At 71.4% G+C, this 18,797-nt stretch carries 15 protein-coding genes; 6 read left to right on the top strand and 9 right to left on the bottom strand.

Annotated elements, in window-relative coordinates:
• Window positions 1-59: 59 nt before the first annotated feature.
• From BLR04_RS10610 to BLR04_RS10590, 5 genes are all read right to left on the bottom strand, one after another.
• On the bottom strand, window positions 60-1,796 hold the full coding sequence (locus BLR04_RS10610) for an ABC transporter family substrate-binding protein (protein WP_090762189.1): 1,737 nt from the start codon (window positions 1,794-1,796) through the stop codon (window positions 60-62).
• Window positions 1,797-2,571: 775 nt separating this feature from the next.
• Window positions 2,572-3,225: a TetR/AcrR family transcriptional regulator gene (locus BLR04_RS10605; protein ID WP_090762187.1), complete on the bottom strand. Its 654-nt coding sequence runs from the start codon at window positions 3,223-3,225 to the stop codon at window positions 2,572-2,574.
• A gap of 142 nt (window positions 3,226-3,367) precedes the next feature.
• A complete protein-coding gene (locus BLR04_RS10600) occupies window positions 3,368-4,894 on the bottom strand; it encodes a carboxyl transferase domain-containing protein (protein WP_090762184.1) in 1,527 nt (508 codons plus the stop codon).
• On the bottom strand, window positions 4,879-6,054 hold the full coding sequence (locus tag BLR04_RS10595; RefSeq protein ID WP_090762181.1) for a CaiB/BaiF CoA transferase family protein: 1,176 nt from the start codon (window positions 6,052-6,054) through the stop codon (window positions 4,879-4,881). The genes BLR04_RS10600 and BLR04_RS10595 overlap by 16 nt, the downstream gene beginning before the upstream one ends.
• On the bottom strand, window positions 6,051-7,415 hold the full coding sequence (locus BLR04_RS10590) for an SLC13 family permease (protein ID WP_090762179.1): 1,365 nt from the start codon (window positions 7,413-7,415) through the stop codon (window positions 6,051-6,053). The genes BLR04_RS10595 and BLR04_RS10590 overlap by 4 nt, the downstream gene beginning before the upstream one ends.
• Before the next feature lie 105 nt (window positions 7,416-7,520).
• Between BLR04_RS10590 and BLR04_RS10585 the strand changes: the two genes are divergently transcribed.
• Entirely contained in the window at window positions 7,521-8,144 is a 624-nt protein-coding gene (locus BLR04_RS10585) for a FadR/GntR family transcriptional regulator (RefSeq protein ID WP_090762177.1), read from the top strand.
• 4 nt (window positions 8,145-8,148) lie between these two features.
• Here the strand turns inward: BLR04_RS10585 and BLR04_RS10580 are convergent, their stop codons facing one another.
• Entirely contained in the window at window positions 8,149-9,339 is a 1,191-nt protein-coding gene (locus tag BLR04_RS10580) for a hypothetical protein (protein WP_218128809.1), read from the bottom strand.
• A gap of 282 nt (window positions 9,340-9,621) precedes the next feature.
• Between BLR04_RS10580 and BLR04_RS10575 the strand changes: the two genes are divergently transcribed.
• The 3 genes from BLR04_RS10575 to BLR04_RS10565 all read left to right on the top strand — a co-directional run bounded on the left by BLR04_RS10575 (window position 9,622) and on the right by BLR04_RS10565 (window position 12,023).
• Window positions 9,622-10,455, top strand: a complete 834-nt coding sequence (locus BLR04_RS10575; RefSeq protein WP_245740162.1) for a universal stress protein — start codon at window positions 9,622-9,624, stop codon at window positions 10,453-10,455.
• Window positions 10,456-10,592: 137 nt separating this feature from the next.
• The gene (locus BLR04_RS10570; RefSeq protein WP_143022007.1) at window positions 10,593-10,895 is read left to right on the top strand and encodes a hypothetical protein; all 303 of its coding nucleotides are present in this window, start codon (window positions 10,593-10,595) and stop codon (window positions 10,893-10,895) included.
• A gap of 141 nt (window positions 10,896-11,036) precedes the next feature.
• Window positions 11,037-12,023, top strand: coding sequence for an aldo/keto reductase (locus tag BLR04_RS10565; protein ID WP_090762169.1), 987 nt, complete (start codon window positions 11,037-11,039; stop codon window positions 12,021-12,023).
• On the opposite strand, the gene BLR04_RS10560 is transcribed toward BLR04_RS10565, so the two are convergent.
• The gene (locus tag BLR04_RS10560) at window positions 12,024-12,650 is read right to left on the bottom strand and encodes a TetR/AcrR family transcriptional regulator (protein WP_090762167.1); all 627 of its coding nucleotides are present in this window, start codon (window positions 12,648-12,650) and stop codon (window positions 12,024-12,026) included.
• 146 nt (window positions 12,651-12,796) lie between these two features.
• On the opposite strand from BLR04_RS10560, the gene BLR04_RS10555 reads away from it, so the two are divergent.
• Entirely contained in the window at window positions 12,797-13,402 is a 606-nt protein-coding gene (locus tag BLR04_RS10555; RefSeq protein ID WP_090762322.1) for a CatB-related O-acetyltransferase, read from the top strand.
• A 10-nt stretch (window positions 13,403-13,412) separates the two neighbouring features.
• On the opposite strand, the gene BLR04_RS10550 is transcribed toward BLR04_RS10555, so the two are convergent.
• A complete protein-coding gene (locus BLR04_RS10550) occupies window positions 13,413-13,706 on the bottom strand; it encodes a DUF3817 domain-containing protein (protein ID WP_090762165.1) in 294 nt (97 codons plus the stop codon).
• Between the two features lie 139 nt (window positions 13,707-13,845).
• Between BLR04_RS10550 and BLR04_RS10545 the strand changes: the two genes are divergently transcribed.
• Complete coding sequence (locus BLR04_RS10545) at window positions 13,846-14,493, top strand: HNH endonuclease family protein (RefSeq protein ID WP_090762163.1); 648 nt, start codon at window positions 13,846-13,848, stop codon at window positions 14,491-14,493.
• A gap of 61 nt (window positions 14,494-14,554) precedes the next feature.
• Here the strand turns inward: BLR04_RS10545 and BLR04_RS10540 are convergent, their stop codons facing one another.
• Window positions 14,555-17,548, bottom strand: a complete 2,994-nt coding sequence (locus tag BLR04_RS10540; RefSeq protein ID WP_090762161.1) for an alpha-mannosidase — start codon at window positions 17,546-17,548, stop codon at window positions 14,555-14,557.
• Window positions 17,549-18,797: the final 1,249 nt, after the last annotated feature.

The raw sequence follows: 18,797 nt of genomic DNA, 5'->3' as shown, positions 1-18,797 counted from the left end.
ACACGGGCCGAGGAGCGGTGACTCCCCGGCCCATGCCGATGGTTCGATTTATCGGACGGCTATGACGCCAGGGTCCACTTGTCCATGTTCCACGTCACCGACGACTGGGCCGGGTTGGGAACGATGTTCTGCAGCTTCTCGTCCCACGCGAGCAGGTTCGGGTGGGCGAACAGCGGGATCGTGGCCACGTCGTCCCAGAGGACCTTCTCGATCTGGGCGATCAGGCCCGGGTGCTTGGTCGTGTCGACCTCGGCGTTCAGCTGCTTGATGAGGTCGTCGACCTCCTTGTTGGAGTAGCAGCCGTTGTTGTTCTCCTTGCCGTTCTCGGAGCACTCCTTCGGCGTGCTGTAGGTCGAGCTCCAGCCGGAGACCTCGGACGAGCCGGTCCAGGCGAACAGCGCCACGTCGTAGCCGTTGGTGCCGAGCGCGCCCCCGGCCTCGAAGAAGGTCTCGGCGCCGCCGTCGACGACCTTGAAGCCGGCCTTGCCGCAGGAGTCGGCGATCAGCTGCGTCTCCTGGGTACGACGCGGGTTGGGCTCGTTGTGGCCGAGCTTGACCTCCATGCCGACCTTGCCGGCCTCCTCGAGCAGCTTCTTGGCGCCCTCGATGTCCACGTCGGCGTACGCCTCGGCGCCGCTGCCCTGGACGACGGTGTTGTAGTCGGGCTGGAACGGCAGCACGTTGCGGACCTGCAGCACCTGGGCCTGCGGGGCCAGCGGCTTGATCAGGTTGTCCACGATGAGCTGCCTGGGCACGCACTTGGCGAACGCCTGGCGCAGCCGCTTGTCCTTGAACTCGCTGGAGTCGAAGTTGAAGTCCAGGTGCTCGTAGGTGTAGGCGTCACCGGTCTTCACGGTGACACCCTGCATGCCTTCGAGCTGGGCCAGCAGGTCGGGGTTGGGCTGCGGCTCGATGAGGTTGACCTCACGGTTCTGCAGCGCCTGCGCCTGCTCTTCCTGCGAGATGACGCGCAGCACGATGTTCGGCGTCGCGGCCGGGGTGCCCCACCACTTGTCGTTGGCGGCGAGCGTCAGCGACTGGCCGGGGGCCATCGAGGCGATCTTGTACGGGCCGGAGGCCGGGTAGAGCGACATGTCCTTCAGGCCGCCGTCGATGGTCCAGCCCTCGTTGTAGAACTTGATGACCCCCGCCAGCTTGTCGGCGTCCTGGGCCTTCACCGCGGCGATGAAGTCGGCCTCGCTCATGCCGGCGGCCTTGGTCGCGACGTGGGCCGGCAGCACGCTGGTGGCGCCGGGGCCGTTGCTCTGCCAGTCGGCGAACGGCTCGGAGTACTCGAGGACGAACTTCTTGTCCCCGGCGTTGCAGTCGGGCACCTTGGTCAGCTCGACGCCGGTGGTGCCGTCGACCTGGAAGCCCTTGATCTTGCCGGACTTCGCGGCCCAGTAGAGCATCGCGTCGTCACAGTCGATGGGGGTGCCGTCCGACCAGACGGCCTTGGCGTTGAACTCGTACTCGATGGTCAGCGGCGAGTCGGCGGTCTTCTGGTAGGTACCGAAGTCCTTGTCGGGGGTGACTTCCCCGTTCTCGCCGTAGTACCAGAACCCGGCCTGCACCCGCTGCATGGCCGCGCTGTTGACGAGGTTGTTCACCGAGATGCTGTTGTAGGAGTTGAACTCCTGCTCACCGGCGTACGTGATGGTCTGGGCCGTGCCGGCGGGAGAGGCGGAGCTTGAGGGTTCACTCGTCCCTCCGCCGCTCTGCGCGCAAGCCGACAGCAGGAGCGATCCTCCCGCTACCGCTGCGACTAATCTCCCAAGTCTCCGCCTGTGGGACACGACAGGTCTCCTTTGTCCGAACTAGCGTCGACGCTGCTAGTTAGTGCGGAATAGGATCATTGACCAATGTTTCGATTGAATAGACAGAACCCCGGTGTTACGGAGTTGGTATCGACAGCTGTCCGATCCGTAATGGCGAAATCGAGATAGATCCACTTGATGAGGGGTGACGGTAGACAGGGAGGGGGGTTTTGTGCCATGGTTTGCGGCAACCATCAGGTGGCCGAAACTCCGGGCCCCTTCTTCGGTGTGCGCGCCTTCCGGCTCTTTCTGCAGTTCCGGAACGTCATTCTTTTCAGTGGATCGTGCCATGTCGCGATAAATGGTGCATAGTTACGGCTATGTGTCCTTGAGGTCCCTTTTGGGGCATGCCGAAACCATTGGGCAATACGCCCGTAATGTCCGCGTCGCGTGTGGTCTGGCCCGGATGCCGGGCCTGGGCACCCCCTGTCGGCAGCTGCGGCGCCGTCCCGTTTCATGATCATTACGGGCGTCGGCGACCGCGGTGGTGACGCCCGCGCCCGCCGACCGGAGTGCTGCTGTGGGGTGTGCGCTCCGCTCGACCGCGAGCTTCCGGATTTCGCGCAGCGAAGCGCGGCAAAGTACGGATTCCGTAGGTTTCGAATGCGAATTCGGAGCGAATGCGCGCGGGCGCGAAAAGTTTCGCTCCGTTCCCCGAGTCCGACGCACAAAAGGCGTCGGGGGTCGGTGAGGGGCCTTCAAGATCCGATGGCGGGCCGACGTCGCGCGACGTTCTGGAACGTGCCGGGAATCGTCATCCAGGACCCGGCCGGTCCTTTCGTGCCGCATAGGTGAGAAGGCGTTCTCCGAGCAGGTCCTCGGTGGCGTCGAGAAGTTCCAGCAGCGCCCGGGCTGTCGCGTCCGGGCCTTCTCCCGCCGCGACGCGTCTGCCGATCTCCCTGAGGACCAGGGCGTGGACGGCGCCCAGCTGAGCGGCCGCCGCGCGGGGGAGGGGAGCGTCAGGCCCGGCGCCGGTCTCCTCGGCCAGGACGGCGGAGAGCGCGTCGGTCATCTGCTCGCCGAGCTCCTCCAGCCGGGCGGTCAGCGTGGGGGCGGCTCGCATCATCCGGTAGACCCGTCCGAACCCGTCGGTCAGGCCCAGCACGCGGTCGCGGCGGTGCACCTCGTCGCGGAGCCGCCCCAGGACGGCCCGGGCGGCCGACTCGCCGGGGCCGCGCCGCCGCACCATGTCGGCGAGCCGCTCGGGGGACGCCTGCTCCGGCGGCAGGACGAGGTCCTCCTTGGCCTGGAAGTAGTTGTAGACGGTGTTCACCGACACGTCCGCCGCCGCGGCGACCTCGGCGATCGTGACCTGCTCGAACCCGCGCTCCACGAACAGGGCGGTGGCCACCTCGCAGATGCGCCGGCGCGTCTGCCGCTTCTTGCGTTCCCGCAGCCCTTCGGTCATGCCGGAAATCTAACGAAATCGCACCTGTCGAAGTGCGGCCAGGCCGAAGCGTGGCTGGGCCGAACTGCGGCCGGGTGAGGGCCGTGGCCAGGCCGGGGCGTGGCTGGGTCAGCGTGTGGGCAGGTCGGGGCGTGGCCGCGGGTCAGGCGACCGCGTCGCCGATCGAGAGGCCAGGACCGGGACGGCGCGGGTCGAGGGAGGTGCCGAGCGCGCGGTAGCGGTGCAGCCGCCGGGCGAGCAGCTCCGAGCGGGGCGTGTGCAGCAGGGCAGCGAGCTCGCGGGCCACCTCGCGTCCGGCGCGCACGCAGAACGCCCGCGGCTCGTCCGCGGCGTCCGGGTGCTCGGCGACGACCCGGTCGGCGAGGCCGCCGGCGAGCAGGTCGGCCGAACGCACGCCCTGCAGCTCCGCCACCTGCGCGGCGTGCTCGACGTCCCGGTGCACGATCGCGCTGGCCCCCTCGGGCGGCAGCGGCGACAGCCACCCGTGCTGGGCGACGAGCACCCGGTCGCACGGGACGAGCGCAAGCGCGCCGCCCCCGCCGCCCTGCCCGAGCAGCAGGCAGAGCGTCGGCGTGTCCAGGGTGACCAGGTCGGCGAGGCACCGGGCGATCTCGCCTGCCAGCCCGCCCGTCTCCGCCTCGGGCGACAGGGCGGCGCCGGGCGTGTCGACGACGGTGACCAGCGGCAGCCCCAGCTCGCCGGCCAGCCGCATGCCGCGCCGGGCCGCGCGCAGCGCCCCCGGACCGAGCGGACCGGTGTCGGCCTGGGCACGGCGGTCCTGGCCGAGCAGCACGCACGACGCGCCGCCGAAGCGGGCCAGCGCCAGCAGCAGCGCCGGGTCCGCCTCCCCGGCCCCCGTGCCGTTCAGCCGTACGACGTCGGAGGCGGCGTGCCGCAGCAGCTCGCGGACACCCGGCCGGTCGGCCCGCCGCGAGATGGTGATCGACCGCCAGGCGGGGCCGTCCGGCAGCCGCTCCTGCGCAGGGGAGGCGCCAGGAGCGGCGGGCGGCGGCGCCAGCAGCACGCGCAACGCCCGGTCGGCGACCTCGGCCAGCTCCCCCGGCGGCACCACGGCGTCGACGATCCCGTGCCGCACGAGGCTCTCGGCGACCTGCACCCCTTCGGGGAACGGCCGGTCGTACAGCGCCTGGTAGACGCGCGGGCCGAGAAATCCGATCATCGCGCCCGGCTCGGCCGCCGTGAGGTGGCCGAGCGAGGCCCACGAGGCCAGCACGCCGCCGAACGTGGGGTGGCGCAGGTAGACGAGGTAGGGCAGCCCGGCCGCCTTGTGCCGGGCGACCGCAGCCGTGATCTTCACCATCTGCAGGAACGCCACGGTGCCCTCCTGCATCCTGGTGCCTCCCGAGGCGGGCGCGGCGAGCAGCGGCAGCCGCTCCGCGGTCGCCCGGTCGACGGCGGCCACCAATCGTTCGGCGGCGGCCACCCCGATCGAGCCCGCCAGGAACCCGAACTCGCAGGCGACGAACGCCACCCGGCGGCCGCGCAGCGTCCCCTCGCCGGTGATCACCGCCTCGTCCAGGCCGGTCCGCTGCCGGGCGGCGGCCAGCTCGGGATCGCCGGTGCCGCCCAGCGGGCGGTCCCAGCTGCGGCAGGAGCCGTCGTCGAGGACGAGATCGACCAGTTCGCGTGCGCTCAGCCTGTCAGCCACCTGCGGATCTCCTCTTCGTCGGCGTTCAGGACGGGAGGTGCGGCGTGCTCGGTCCTGGTGGTCTCGACCTCGCCGTCAGGCCCGGCCGGGTCGAAGAACCGCAGGGGCGGCCCGGGCAGCGTGAGCGGGCCGAGGCTCTCGTGCTCGACGTCGACGAGCAGCCCCTGCGAACGGGTCTGCGGCCAGTCGTACACCTCCTGCAGGTTTCGTACCCGCCCGGCGGGGACACCGGCCTCCGACAGCCGCTCCAGCAGGTCCTCGGCGGCGTACGCGGCGAAGACGGCCTCGATCCGCTCGACCAGGCGCGGCCCGGCCGCCACGCGATCGGCGTTCAGCGCCAGGCCGGGCTCCCGCGGGTCGAGCCCGAAGCCCGCGCAGAACCGCTGCCACAGGCTCTCGCTGCCGACCGCGATCTGCACGTGGCCGTCCTTGCAGCGGAACAGCCCGTACGGCGCGATGGACGGGTGGTGGTTGCCCTGCGCGCGGCCGACCTCGCCGGCGACGGTCCAGCGGGTGCCCTGGAAGGCGTGCACGCCGACGATGCCGGCCAGCAGCGAGGTGCGCACCACCTGCCCGCGGCCCGTCCGCTCGCGTTCCAGCAGCGCCGACACCACGCCGAACGCGCCGTACATGCCGGCCAGCAGGTCGCCGATCGGCACCCCGACCCGCTGCGGGTCGTCCGGTCCTGAGCCGGTCAGCGACATCAGCCCGGCCTCGCCCTGGGCGATCTGGTCGTAGCCGGCCCGCCCGCCCTCGGGCCCGTCGTGCCCGAACCCGGTGATGGACAGCACCACCAGCCGCGGGTTGAGCTCCCGCAGGCGCGCCGTGCTGAAGCCGAGCCGGTCGAGCACCCCGGCGCGGAAGTTCTCCAGCAGGACGTCGGCCCTGGCGACCAGCGCCTCGAACGTCTCGCGGTCCTGCCCGTCCTTCAGGTCGAGGGCGATGGACTGCTTGTTGCGGTTGCACGACAGGAAGTACGTCGACTCCGAGCCGACGAACGGCGGCCCCCACCCGCGGGTGTCGTCGCCCGTGCCGGGCTGCTCGACCTTGATGACGCGCGCCCCGAGATCGCCCAGCATCATCCCGGCGTGCGGCCCGGCGAGCGCCCTGGTCAGGTCGAGGACGACGTAACCGGCCAGCGGGCCCGTACCCGCGCTCACGACAGGCCGCCCGGCACGACCAGCACCAGCCAGCACACGAGGGGCGCGACGACCATGATCGTCATGCCCCAGGTCATCAGCCGCCGGAACACGTCGTCCCGGATGGCCACCTCGGAGTTGGCCACGATCAGGGCGCCGTTGGTGGAGAAGGGGCTGCAGTCGACCACCGAGGACGAGATCGCCAGCGCCGTGATCAGGCCGATCGTGCCGACCTGCCCGGTCTGCAGGAACGGCACCGCGAGCGGGATGAGCGCGCCGAGGATGCCGGTGGTCGAGGCGAACGCGGACACCACCGCGCCGATGAGGCAGATCAGGAACGCGGCCAGCAGCGGGGCGCCGACCTGGGCGACGCCGTCGCCGAGCCACTTCACCGTGCCCTGGTCCTGCAGCAGCGTGACGTACGTGACGATGCCGCCGACGAGCAGCACCGTACCCCAGCTGATCTTGTCCACGGCGCCGCGGGCGGCGGAGGGGAAGATCAGCGTCAGGACGACCGCCACCGCGAGGGCCAGGAAACCGATGTCGAGGTCGAAGACGAGCGCGCCCACCGCCAGCACCAGCAGGCCGACCAGCGTGAGCGTCCGCTGCGCGTCGAGGCGGAGCGCGCTCTCGTCCAGGACGTCGTCCTGGACGCCGCCACCGGCCGAGCCACCACCGCCGGACGCGGGCACGCCGGACGCGGGCACACCGGACGCGGGCACACCGGACGCGGGCACACCGGCCGCGACGGCGGCCCTCGCCGACTCGCGGTCGCGCTGCACGAGCTCGCGGCCGCCGAGGGAGACGAAGCTGACCAGGCCGATGAGCGCGCACGCGGCCAGCGCGCCGCCGAACAGCACGGCCGGGCTGCCCGCCAGGTGGTTCTGGTCGACGACGCCGTTGGTGATCGCGCCGAAGATGCCGATGGGGGAGAAGCTCCCGGCGGTCGCGCCCTGCACGACCATCATCCCCATCATCACGGGGTTGATCCGGTAACGGGCCGCGAAGCCCATCGCCACCGGGGCCACGATGGCCACCGCGGCCGGGCTGGCCGCGCCGATGGCGGTGATGGCCGCGCAGACCAGGAACATCACCCACGGCATCAGCGCGACGCGGCCGCGTACCGCGACCACCGCCCGGTGCACGATCCAGTCCACGGTGCCGTTCGTCTTGGCGAGCGCGAACAGGTACGTGACGCCCACCAGGATGACGAACAGGTTGCCGGGAAAGCCACCGATCACGTCTCCGACCTCGACGCCGAACACCGTGGTCCCCACGATGAAAGCGGCCACGAGCGCGAGCGCGCCCATGTTGATCGATCGGATCGTCGCTATCAGGAACACCAGTACGAGCACGATCAGCGCGATGACTTCCGCTGACATGGCAGCTCCTCGGGGGGGTATGTCGTTACCGTCCGGTTACGGATACATTCCCGGATTGGCCTAGCCTCTGCTCCTCTGGCAGGTCATGTCAATAGACTGACGGCCGTGACCAAGAAGCGCCCGCAGACCTCCGCGTTCCCCGAGCGCCTGCAGCGGCCCCGCCTTTACGTGCAGCTGGCCGACCACATCGCCCGGTTCATCGAGGCACAGGGGCTGTCGCCCGGCGACCGCCTGCCGCCGGAACGCCTGCTCGCCGCCGAGCTCGGGGTGAGCCGCTCCTCCCTCAGCCGCGCCCTCGTGGCGCTCGAGGTCCAGGGCAAGGTCGAGGTGCAGCACGGCAACGGGGCCGTGATCCTCGAGCCGATGACCGACGACGGCCCGTCGCCTGCCGCTTTATGGGCGGGCCGCGATCCCGTCGAGATCGCCCGCGCCCGCGAGGCCGTCATGGCCGGGCTCGCGCGCAGCGCGGCGCGACACCCCGACCGGAGCCTGCGGCTCGCCCTGCTCGACGCGGACGGCTCTCCGGTCCGCTTCTCCGACACCTGGCGATGCCTGCGCCGGCTGACCGGCCCCTGCCTGCTGGCGGAGCTCGACGACCTCCTCGCCGAGGCCGCCCCGCTGGAGGACGACCGCGTCCAGGCCGACCGCCTGGCGCTGCTCGCACGCGCCGTCGTCGCCGGGGACGCGGACGCCGCCGCCTCCGCCTGCTCCGGCCTGTTCCTGGTGTGAGCCGTCAGGGGCAGGCGGGGAAGAGCCTGCGGGTGCCGGTGGCGTACGCGGCCGGGTCGCTGAACCGGCAGCCGTAGGCCGGATCGGCCACGGTCGCGGCGTCGCGCACGTCGTCACCGGCCGGTCGCGGGCCGCCGCGCTGCCAGCGCACCAGGTCGTCCCAGGCGGCCCCGACCTCGGCGTCGCTGAACTCGCAGTGCCCGGCCGCGCGGATCGCCCGCTGCACGAGCAGCTTGTCGCGCCCGTGCCGGGAGACGTCCGCCCGGTAGTGCTGCTCCATGGAGAACGGCACGAAGTTGTCGCCCAGGTCGTGCAGCGTCAGCACGGGGACGTCGATCCGCCCGGTGACCGCGGGCACCTGCGTCAGCGCGTGCGACCTGCGCGCCGCCTGGGCCGCGGGCCGTACGCGGCGCACGCTCGCGTCGACGTTCACGGGGGAGTCGGGGCTGTAGTCGGTGCCGACGTTCGTCGCCACCCGGCTGGGCTCCTGCGCCAGCGTGCCGCCGCCGTCCGGCCCGGCGAGCCCGAACAGGAAGTCCTTCCAGTACGCGAAGGCGGCCTCGCCCCCCGGACGCGGGCCGCCGCTCAGGTTGACGACGACGTCACGGAACTGCGTCCCGAGCTCGTTGCCCGTCCCCGTGCCGGTCAGCCCGAGTCGCTCCTGGATGCGCGGCACCACGGCGGTCGCGTAGTCGTCCGGGATCGGGTAGGCGGGCACGTCCGCCAGGTCCTGGGCCACCAGCTGGAAGTCGAGGAAGAAGTCGAACAGCTGGTGGTCGCCGATCGCGCCGCACATCGGCAGGGCGGCGTCGTAATGGCCGGGGTACTCCTCGATCGAGCGGGCCGCGATGTGCCCGCCCATGGACACCCCCGCGAGGTACGTCCGCTTCGGCTTGCCGACCACGCGCCCGAACCGCTCGGTGAGGGCACGGGTGCTGAGCACCCCGGCCCGCACGTCGTAGTCGTTGGCGTAGTACGAGGACGCGGCCCACGCGTACCCCTGGTCGAGCAGCCGCTGCCGCAGCCCGTACCCGGGCGGGTCGACGGTGAGCACCCGCGTTTCGCCGCGGAACCCGTGCGCCCACATCACCAGGTCGCCGTTCCAGCGCGGCGGCACCTCGATGGTGTACGCGGCGTGCTCGTGAACCCCCTGCAGCACCCGGCTCTCCCGCCCGTCCACGACCGCCGGCGCCATCGGCGGATTGTCCACCGAGTACCCGGGTAACGGCCGATCCCCCCGCTTGTCGGCGACCGCCCCGGCGGACGTGGAGGCCCCCAACACGGCGGACAACGCGAGAACGGCCAGAACCACGCTCCGACGGCGCATCCACCATCACCTCCGAGATCACGGACGACTGCTTCGTTCATACGCCCGATCCCCCCGAAGGAAAAGCCCGTGATCGGCCGCCGGAAGTGGGCGGCATGTTCGGCCGGGAGGCGTTCGGGCAGGTCGGATGGGGTGGAGAGAGCAGTTGTCGTGGGGGTTGACGGGTCGGAGGCGGGTCGGGTCGCGCTGGGCTGGGCGGCTGAGGACGCCGCGCGCAGGAGGCTGCCGCTGCGTCTCGTCCACGTGCGTGAACCCTGGGCGGCCGAGACCGAGCCGACCGCGCGCAGCGGGCGGGTGACGATGGTGGAGTGGCGTGCGGAGCTGCTCGCCGAGTCGGCGGCGCGGGCGCGGGTGCTGGCGCCGGGCATCGACGTCTCCACCGCCGTGGCCACCGGCGCGGTGGTCGAGAGGCTGCGCACCGAGGGGGAGACGGCCGACACGCTGGTGGTGGGCGGCAGGGGGCTGGGACGGTTGCACGGGCTGGCGCTCGGCTCGGTCACGCTCGGGCTCGCCGGGCACACCGACAGCCCGCTGGTGGTCGTCCGGATGCTTCCCCAGAGGGAACGCGGTGAGGTCGTGGTCGGCTACGACGGCTCCCCGGACGCCGACACGGCGATGGCGTACGGGCAGCAGCAGGCGCTCGCCCGCTCCGCCCTGCTGCGCGTGCTCCACTGCAGCCGGTATCCCGCCCTCAGCCCGCATCCCGTCGGGTACGGCCCCGTCCCTGTCCCGCACCCGGACGACGTCGGGGCCCGCCTCGCGCTCTGGCAGGAGAAGGCCCCCGAGGTCGAGATGGTCGAGTCGCTCGTGCCGGGGAGCGCTGTGGGGGCGCTGATCGAGGCGTCCAGGGCGGCCGATCTCGTGGTGGTGGGCTCGCGCGGCCGCACCGGCGTCGCCTCCGCGGTGCTCGGCTCCGTCAGTCACGGGGTGCTGCGCCGCGCGCGCTGCCCGGTGGCGGTGGTACGGGCGCGACAGCGGACGTGATCGGGAGCTCCAAGATCTTAGGTCACGAATTCGGCGCGAGATGGTTCCGATTCGCCTACTTCACTCGTCTCAGGTAAGCAGACGTCACTCACGAACGTTCACGAACACTGTCCCTGATGACGAAGGATGGCGAACAGATGCATCCCCATGCGCTCTTCAGCCGCGCGCGTCGCCACGGCTGGGACGTCGAGACCGCACCCAGGCCGTCGGGCACCCTGGTCACCCTCTGGCGGGGCGCGTGGCGTCTCGAGGTCGCGTTCGCCGGACAGGCCCCCCGGCACGCGACCATCACCGGGCCAGGCCCGGTGACCGGCACGCCCGTCAACCTGCGCGCGATCAACAAATTAGTTCGCTGCGAGCCGGGCCGCATCCGGGTCGTCGCCGCGGCCGCGGCCGCCGGAGGCCCGCCCGCTCGCGAACGCGCGACCCAGGCCGGTTGACGCGCTCCCCGGCCTGAAGCCCGGCTCTCGCTGCGGACGATCCCGGAGGCGAGCGCCGTTTCCCGCTTGACCTGGACCGCACTCCAGCAACCAGACTCCGGTTCTGGCAGGGCAGTCCGTGGCCATGATGGGAGAGACGCCATGAAATACCGGACGATCGGCACCGATCCGGCGACGCGGCGCGAGGTGAGCGTCCTCGCCCTCGGTGCGATGTTGTTCGGCTCGGTGACGGATGAATCGACGGCTTTCGCCGTGCTCGACCGCTATGTCGAGGCGGGCGGGACGTTCATCGACACGTCCAACAACTACGCCTTCTGGATCGACGGCGGCCAGGGCGGGCAGAGCGAGGAGCTCCTCGGACGCTGGCTGCGCAGCCGGGGCGTGCGCGAGGAGGTCGTGATCGCCACCAAGCTGGGCGCGCGACCGCTCGCGCCGGGCACCGGCTACGTCGACAACCCCGAGGGGCTGTCGGCGAAGGTGATCCGCGAGTCCGCCGAACGCAGCATGGAGCGGCTCGGCGTGGACACGATCGACCTGCTCTACGCGCACATCGAGGACCACGCGACGCCGGCCGCCGAGACGGTCGGGGCGTTCGGCGAGCTCGTCGCGCAGGGCACGGTGGGGCTGCTCGGGGTGAGCAACCACGCGATCTGGCGGGTGGAACGCGCCCGCGCGCTGGCCTCCGCCGCCGGGGTCGCCGGGTACGAGGTGCTGCAGTACCAGCACAGCTACCTGCGGCCGCGCGCCGACGTGCCGAGCGCGCTCTTCCCCGACGGCAGCCTCGGGCACGCGGGCGCCGAACTGCTCGGCTATCTGCGGGCCGAGCCGGGCCTGACGCTGGTCGCGTACACGCCGCTGCTGTCCGGCGCGTACGTCAGGCAGGACAAGGAGCTGCCCCCCGACTACGTGCACCCCGGCACCCCGGCCAGGCTGGAGGTCCTGCGGGAGGTCGCGCGGGAGTGCGGGGCCACGCTCAACCAGGTGGTGCTGGCCTGGCAGATCGGCGGCGCTTTCCCGGTGATCCCGCTGGCCGGCGTCTCGTCGGTGGCGCAGCTGGAGGAGAACCTCGCCGCCGTGGATTTGGAGCTGACCGGCGACCAGCGCGCCCGCCTCGACTCCGCCGTCTGATCAGGCGTCGTCCGCGGGGGACGTGGCGAAGGCGCCGGCGGACGCGGCCAGGGCGGCGGCCCTGGCCGCGTGCTCGGGCAGGCCGGGGTCCGGTGGCATGCGGAGCAGGACGAGCTGGTGGTAGAGCGGGGCGGTCGCGGCGAGCAGCAGCCGCCGCGCGTCGGTGTTCGGCGGGAGCTCCCCGCGGCGGACGGCGCGGCTGACGATCACCTCGCAGCGCGCGTAGCGGTCCTCCCAGAGGCGCCGCAGGCCGCGGGCGGCCTCCTCGGAGCGGAACGAGGCGGCGATCAGGGCCGCGGCCGTCGACGGACGCGCGGTCATGGCCGCCTGGTTCTCGTGGTTGAGCGCCGCCAGGTCGCCCTGCAGGGAGCCGGTGTCCTGGGGCTGCCAGTCGTCGTCGCCCGTCGCCTCGAACAGGTCGGTGAGCAGGCCGCCGACATCGCGCCAGCGCCGGTAGACCGTGGCGCGATGGACGCCCGCACGGGCGGCGACGGCGTCCAGGGTGAGCCCGTCGTATCCGCGCTCGCCGAGTTCGGCGCGGACCGCGTCGAGCACCTGCGTACGGATGCGGCTGGTGCGGCCGCCCGGGCGGCGCCGGGGCGGCGGCGATGGAGGCTCGGAGGTCAACGTCTCGTCTCCGGTTTGCTCTGCGGGCGGCGTCCGTGACATCTTAATGTAGAACTTGTCGCATTAGCGGCGAGCAGGCGCCGTCGGCCGAGAGGAAACCGTCCGTGAAGCCCCTCGTCCCGGCCGACCCGACAGTGCTGCACCCCATGCCCGAGCACCCACGGGTGGTGCTGCTGCGGCCGCTGGTCACCTCGCCGTTGATCGAGGTCGGCGAGTACTCGTACTACGACGACCCCGACGACCCGACCGCGTTCGAGACGCGCAACGTGCTGTACCACTACGGGCCGGAGAAGCTGCGCATCGGCAGGTTCTGCGCGCTGGGCACAGGGGTGCGGTTCATCATGAACGGCGCCAACCACCGCATGGACGGCCCTTCGACCTTCCCCTTCCCCACCATGGGCGGGTCGTGGGCGGAGCACTTCGACCTGATCACCGGCCTGCCGAACCGCGGCGACACCGTGGTCGGCAACGACGTCTGGTTCGGTCACGGAGTGACGGTGATGCCGGGCGTGCGGATCGGGCACGGCGCGATCGTCGCCTCCGGCGCCGTGGTCACCTCCGACGTGCCCGACTACGGCATCGTCGGCGGCAACCCGGCCCGGCTCCTTCGCACCCGGTACGGCGCCGAGGACATCGCCCGGCTGCTGGCGGTGGCCTGGTGGGACTGGCCGATCGAACACGTCACCGAGCACGTACGGACCATCATGTCGGGCAGCGTCGCCGACCTGGAGGCCGCAGCCCCGCGTACGTGACGCGGTGGGGTCAGGCGAGCGCGGCCGCCGTGCGCGCCGCCATGCGGCGCTCGAACCACACCGAGGTGAACGGAGGCACGGCGCAGGCCAGGCCCAGCACCACGGTGCCGCGGCTCCACCCCGCCTCGCGTGCCGAAAGGATCACGCCGAGCGCGTACAGCACGAACAGCGCACCGTGGATCGGGCCGAACACCTTCACGCCCAGTTCGCCGGTCTCGGTCACGTACTTGAAGAACATCCCGACCAGCAGGCCCGCCCACGAGCACGCCTCGGCCACCGCCACAACCCGGAACCAGCGCAGCACCCTTCATCCCTTCGCCACGAAACCACTTGCTCTACGGGCTGTAGAGTACAGGTCCCGCGGGGGAGCGGGCGCCTTGGATCCGTGGCCTCCGGGAGGTTCGCCGCCATGGGCGCGGGTGCCGCTGGGTAAGGGATCAGTCATGATCTTCTTGAGGCGGGCAGCTAACGTCGCCGTACTCCTCCTCATGGCCATCCCGATCACCGCCGTCCTCGCCGCGCCGCCGTCGGCCGCCGACTCCCGCAAGCGATCGCAGTCCGCCGCCCTCGCCCAGCGCATGCTGAGCCGGCTGAAGGTCGCCAGAGCGTTATCCATCAACGGCTACAGCCGCGAGCGCTTCCAGCCCCGCTGGGCGCCGCACAAGGGGAGCTGCAACACCCGGGAGACCGTGCTGGCCCGCGACGCGCGCAAGGTGCGCAAGAACGCCGACTGTCATCCCGTCGAGGGGCTGTGGTACAGCCCGTACGACGGCAAGTGGTTCAAGAGCGTCAAGGACCTGGACGTCGACCACGTCGTGCCGCTCTCCTACGCCTGGCGGTCGGGAGCCAAACGGTGGAGCGAGGCCAGGAGGCGCGCGTTCGCCAACGACCTCACCCGCCCCGAACTGGTCACCGTCAGCCACTCGGCCAACATGGCCAAGGGCGGGAAGGGTCCGCAGAGCTGGCGTCCGCAACGGCGCGCCCACTGGTGCAGGTACGCCGTCTCGTGGATCACCGTGAAGCACCACTACCGGCTCTTCGTGACCCCCAAGGAGAAGGTGGCCCTGCTGAACATGCTCCGCACCTGCTGACCCTCACGGGCGCACACGCGGCTGGAGCCCGGGTCGCCCCGGACTCCAGCCGCCGCACCCGTCAGGCGCGCCTGAAGCGCAGCGTGACCAGCTCGAACGGGCGCAGCGTCAGGGAGACGGCACCGTCCGCGCCGTTCGCCTCGCCCGTCGGGCGCTCCAGCAGGTCGGTGGTGACGACCTCGGTGAACGGGAAGTCGGGCGTCAGCGTCGCCCGCGCCCGGCCGCCCCGCGACTCGTGGAAGCGCACGACCACGTCGCCGCTCTCGTCGTCGGCCAGCTTGACCGCCGTCACCACCACCGCGTCGTCGTCCACGCTGACCAGGGGCTCCACCGAGGCGGAACCCGGCACGCGGCGCTCGGGCAGGTTGATGAAGTAGCCCTCGCGGACCGCGTCGCCGATCGTCGCGCCCGGCACCAGCGCGTGCCGGAAGCGGTGGACGCCCTGGTCGGTCTCGGGGTCGGGGAAGCGCGGCGCGCGCAGCAGCGAGACGCGCACGACCGTGGTGGTGCCGTCCTCGCCCACGGTACGGGTGACGTCGTGGCCGTAGGTGGAGTCGTTGACCAGCGCGACGCCCCAGCCGGGCTCCTCCACGTGGACGAAGCGGTGGTTGCACGCCTCGAACTTGGCGGCCTCCCAGCTCGTGTTGGTGTGGGTGGCGCGGAAGGTGTGGCCGTACTGGCTCTCGGAGGCGTACCGGTCGGCGTGCACGGCGAGCGGGAACGCCAGCTTCAGGAACTTCTCCGTCTCGTGCCAGTCGACCTCCGTCGCGATCTCCAGCCGCCCGCCCGACAGGGTGAGCAGCTGCGTCACGCTCGACGCGCCGAACGACCGCGAGACCCGCACCGACGCGCCCTCGAGGCGCACCTCGTCGGCCGTCACCAGGTCGGTGACCGTGTTGCGGTAGAACGAGTCGACGTCCCAGGCGTCCCACTGGTTGGGCAGGTCGGGGTGGAGCTGCAGCAGGTTGGCCGCCCGGCCGCGCGGCAGCGTCTCGCGCCCGGCGGTCAGGTCGTAGGCCGAGACGACCAGGCCGCGAGCGTCGATCTCGACCCTGAGCAGCCCGTTGTCGAGCTCGTAGCCGCCCTCCTCGCGGGGGCGCACGGTCGTCGCCGCCTCGGGGACGGCCGGTCCTGCGGCGCCGGCCGCGACCCCGTGACGGGCGTGCGGGGCCCCGTTGAAGACCAGCTCGCCGCCGGTGGACTCGCCCGCGAGGGCCCGCTGGGCGGTGTCGATGACGGCGTTCAGCTCTTCGGCCACGGCCGCGTACGTGCGGCGCGCCTCACGGTGCACCCACGCGATCGACGAGCCGGGCAGGATGTCGTGGAACTGGTGCAGCAGCACCGTCTTCCAGATCCGGTCGAGCTCCGCGTACGGGTAGGGCGCCCCGGCGCGCACGGCGGCGGTGGCGGCCCACAGCTCGGCCTCGCGCAGCAGCGACTCGCTGCGGCGGTTGCCCTGCTTGGTCTGGGCCTGGCTGGTGAGGGTGGCGCGGTGCAGCTCCAGGTAGAGCTCGCCGACCCAGACCGGCGGGTTGGGGTGTTCGGCCTCGGCCTTGGCGAAGAAGGCCGACGGCGGCTCCCAGGTGACCTGGGGCGAGCCCTCCAGGTCGCGCACCCGCGCGGCCTTGGCGACCATCTCGCGCGTGGTGCCTCCGCCGCCGTCGCCCCATCCCGTCGGGGCGAGCGAGTGGCGCGCGACGCCCTTGTCCTTGAAGTTGCGCGCCGCGTGCGCGAGCTCGCGTCCGGTCATCGAGCAGTTGTACGTGTCGACCGGCGGGAAGTGCGTGAAGACGCGGGTGCCGTCGATGCCCTCCCACAGGAACGTGTGGTGCGGGAAGGTGTTGGTCTGGCTCCACGAGATCTTCTGGGTGAGCAGCCTGCTCGACCCGGCCGCCTTGATGATCTGCGGCAGGCCGGCCGCGAACCCGAACGTGTCGGGCAGCCACACCTCGTCGTTGTCGATGCCGAACTCGTCGATGAAGAACCGCTTGCCGTGCACGAACTGCCGGGCCATCGCCTCGGAGCCGGGCATGTTCGTGTCGGACTCGACCCACATGCCGCCCGCCGGGACGAACCGGCCACTGGCCACCGCCTTGGTGACCTTCGCCCACACCTCGGGGCGGTGCTCCTTGATCCAGGCCCACTGCTGCGCCTGCGACATCGCGAACACGAAGTCGGGCTCGTCGTCGAGGAGCGCCGTCATGTTGGCGGCGGTGCGGGCCACCTTGCGCACGGTTTCGCGCAGCGGCCACAGCCAGGCCGAGTCGATGTGCGCGTGGCCGACCGCGCTGACGCGGTGCGCCGACGCGTTCGCCGGGGCGGCGAGCACCCCGGCGAGCTCGGCGCGGGCGGCCGCCGCCGTCGCGTTGACGTCCTGCAGGTCGACCGCGTCGAGCGCGCGGTTGACCGCCCGCAGCAGCTCGGCGCGGCGGCCGCTGTCGGCGGGCAGCTCCACCATGAGCTCGCCCAGCACTTCGAGGTCCATCACGAGCTGCCAGACGGTCTCGTCGAAGACCGCGAGGTCCATGCGGGCGATGCGGTACTGCGGCTCGCTGCCCGCCGTCTCGGTGTCGCCGAGCTGCGTCGGCCGCCACGGGACCGGGCCGAAGATCTCCGGGTTGGAGGCGGCCTCGACGCGCAGCTCTACCTGCTCGCCACCGGCGGCGGGGGCTCCCACGCGCACCCACTGCGTGCGCGGGTTGAGGCCCTTCACCGGGGTGCCGTCGGGGAGGTAGACCAGCCCCTCGCACTGGAAACCCGGCTTTCTCTCGTCGAAGCCAAGGTCGAGCAGGGCTTCCACGGTCTTGCCCGCCCACTCGTGCGGCACCGTGCCGGTGACGGTGAACCAGCTCGTGCCCCACGGCGCGCCCCACGCGTCGCCCACCGCTATCGGCTCGGGCGTCGCCGCAAGACCCTCGGCAACCGGTACGGGCTCACCCAGCGCGTTCCACACACCGACCTTCAACGGCACGGACTCGGGGTAGACCGCCGGGCGGATGCGCTCGTCCAGCACCCGCCGGAGGCGGGCTTCCACGAGGTCGCGGTCGTCATGCATCAGGGCTCCTTGTCAAGGGTGGAGGGTCAGCCTTCGACGGCGCCTGACCCGGCGCCGTCGAAGAGGCAGAGCTGACACGATAACGACCGCCTCCGACGAGCCTTCGCTCCAGGCGGCCCCGCCGGGCCACGCTCCGGGGGTTTCGGTCATCGCCGCCGCGTGAGAACAGGCCGTGGGACCGGTTTCTGGGCGTATGGCGTGTTGACGCGTTGTCAATGGTCGGGTTCGTGGTTTTCATGCCGAGTGAAGGCGCGTGAACGCCTTCCGCTCTGCGCGGAGAGACGGCACCTCTGATGCCATCTGCGGAAAAGAAGGAGGGGTTCGTTAAAAGGCGCATGAATTGGGCGAAAAATCATCTGATGACTTAGTCTTTTACCACGCATCGGCCATGCAGTTGACTCATTGAATATCGCTTCTTATAAGGGTGAATTCGGCGTTATGGGTAGCTGTTTTCGGTGCCGATCTGCCCGGCCGTGCGAGGTTCGACCTGATCAACACCTATAGATGTCGTTCGCGTACACTAAGCTGCATTACGGGCCTATGGGGCGATATATCCGCTGATGTCCGGTCCTGTGGCTCGCCCGTGACCCGCGACCCGTCGCGGGTGCCGGGAGCCCCTGCCGACACGGGGTTCTTGCGCCGCCGCCGCACCCGTACCACTCGGCGAATCATCGGATGGATTTCGCATCGCCGGGGCCTGAGAGCCTCGCGACCGCGATAGTGCGAAGGCGTCGGCGACCGCGCGGGAAGATGCCGCGGAATTCCGCTGTTCTCCGAGGTCAGCAAGGTTGCCAAGGCGGCCGTCGCCTCGCCGGTCGGCGCGGTCACGCCGCCGGGCCCGCGAGCCGCGGAACGGTCCGCCAGGCCCCCTCGACCCGGCTTCTTCCCCTCGCCAGAACCCCTCGCGGTGCGCCGCCCGTCACGTCCGTACGGGACCGAGCGCCGATATTTGCGCTGATCGAACGATTTTCTTTATTGACGACAGAAACACCGGACCTCTACGGTTACGGGCACGTAAACCGGTCATGCCTGGTGTCAACATCCGAGGAGGGGCCCGATGAGTGCAGCGGTGGCGAGTCGACCCGCGAACGGTCGACCGCCGGGCCGATTCATCGGACTTCTCGTCGCCGCCCAGGACGGCACGACGTACAAGACCTAGGCGTCCATGTGGGCACGCGCGCGAGCGTGTGCCGCGCCGAGCCGGTGATCTGCGCATCAGCGAGGGCGTTGCCGCGACGCTCTCGCAGAC

Source organism: Nonomuraea maritima, from assembly GCF_900100395.1.
GTDB classification, from domain to species: domain Bacteria; phylum Actinomycetota; class Actinomycetes; order Streptosporangiales; family Streptosporangiaceae; genus Nonomuraea; species Nonomuraea maritima.
The sequence above is the reverse complement of the archived record's forward strand: the minus strand, read 5'-3'. Positions and strand labels throughout refer to the sequence as shown.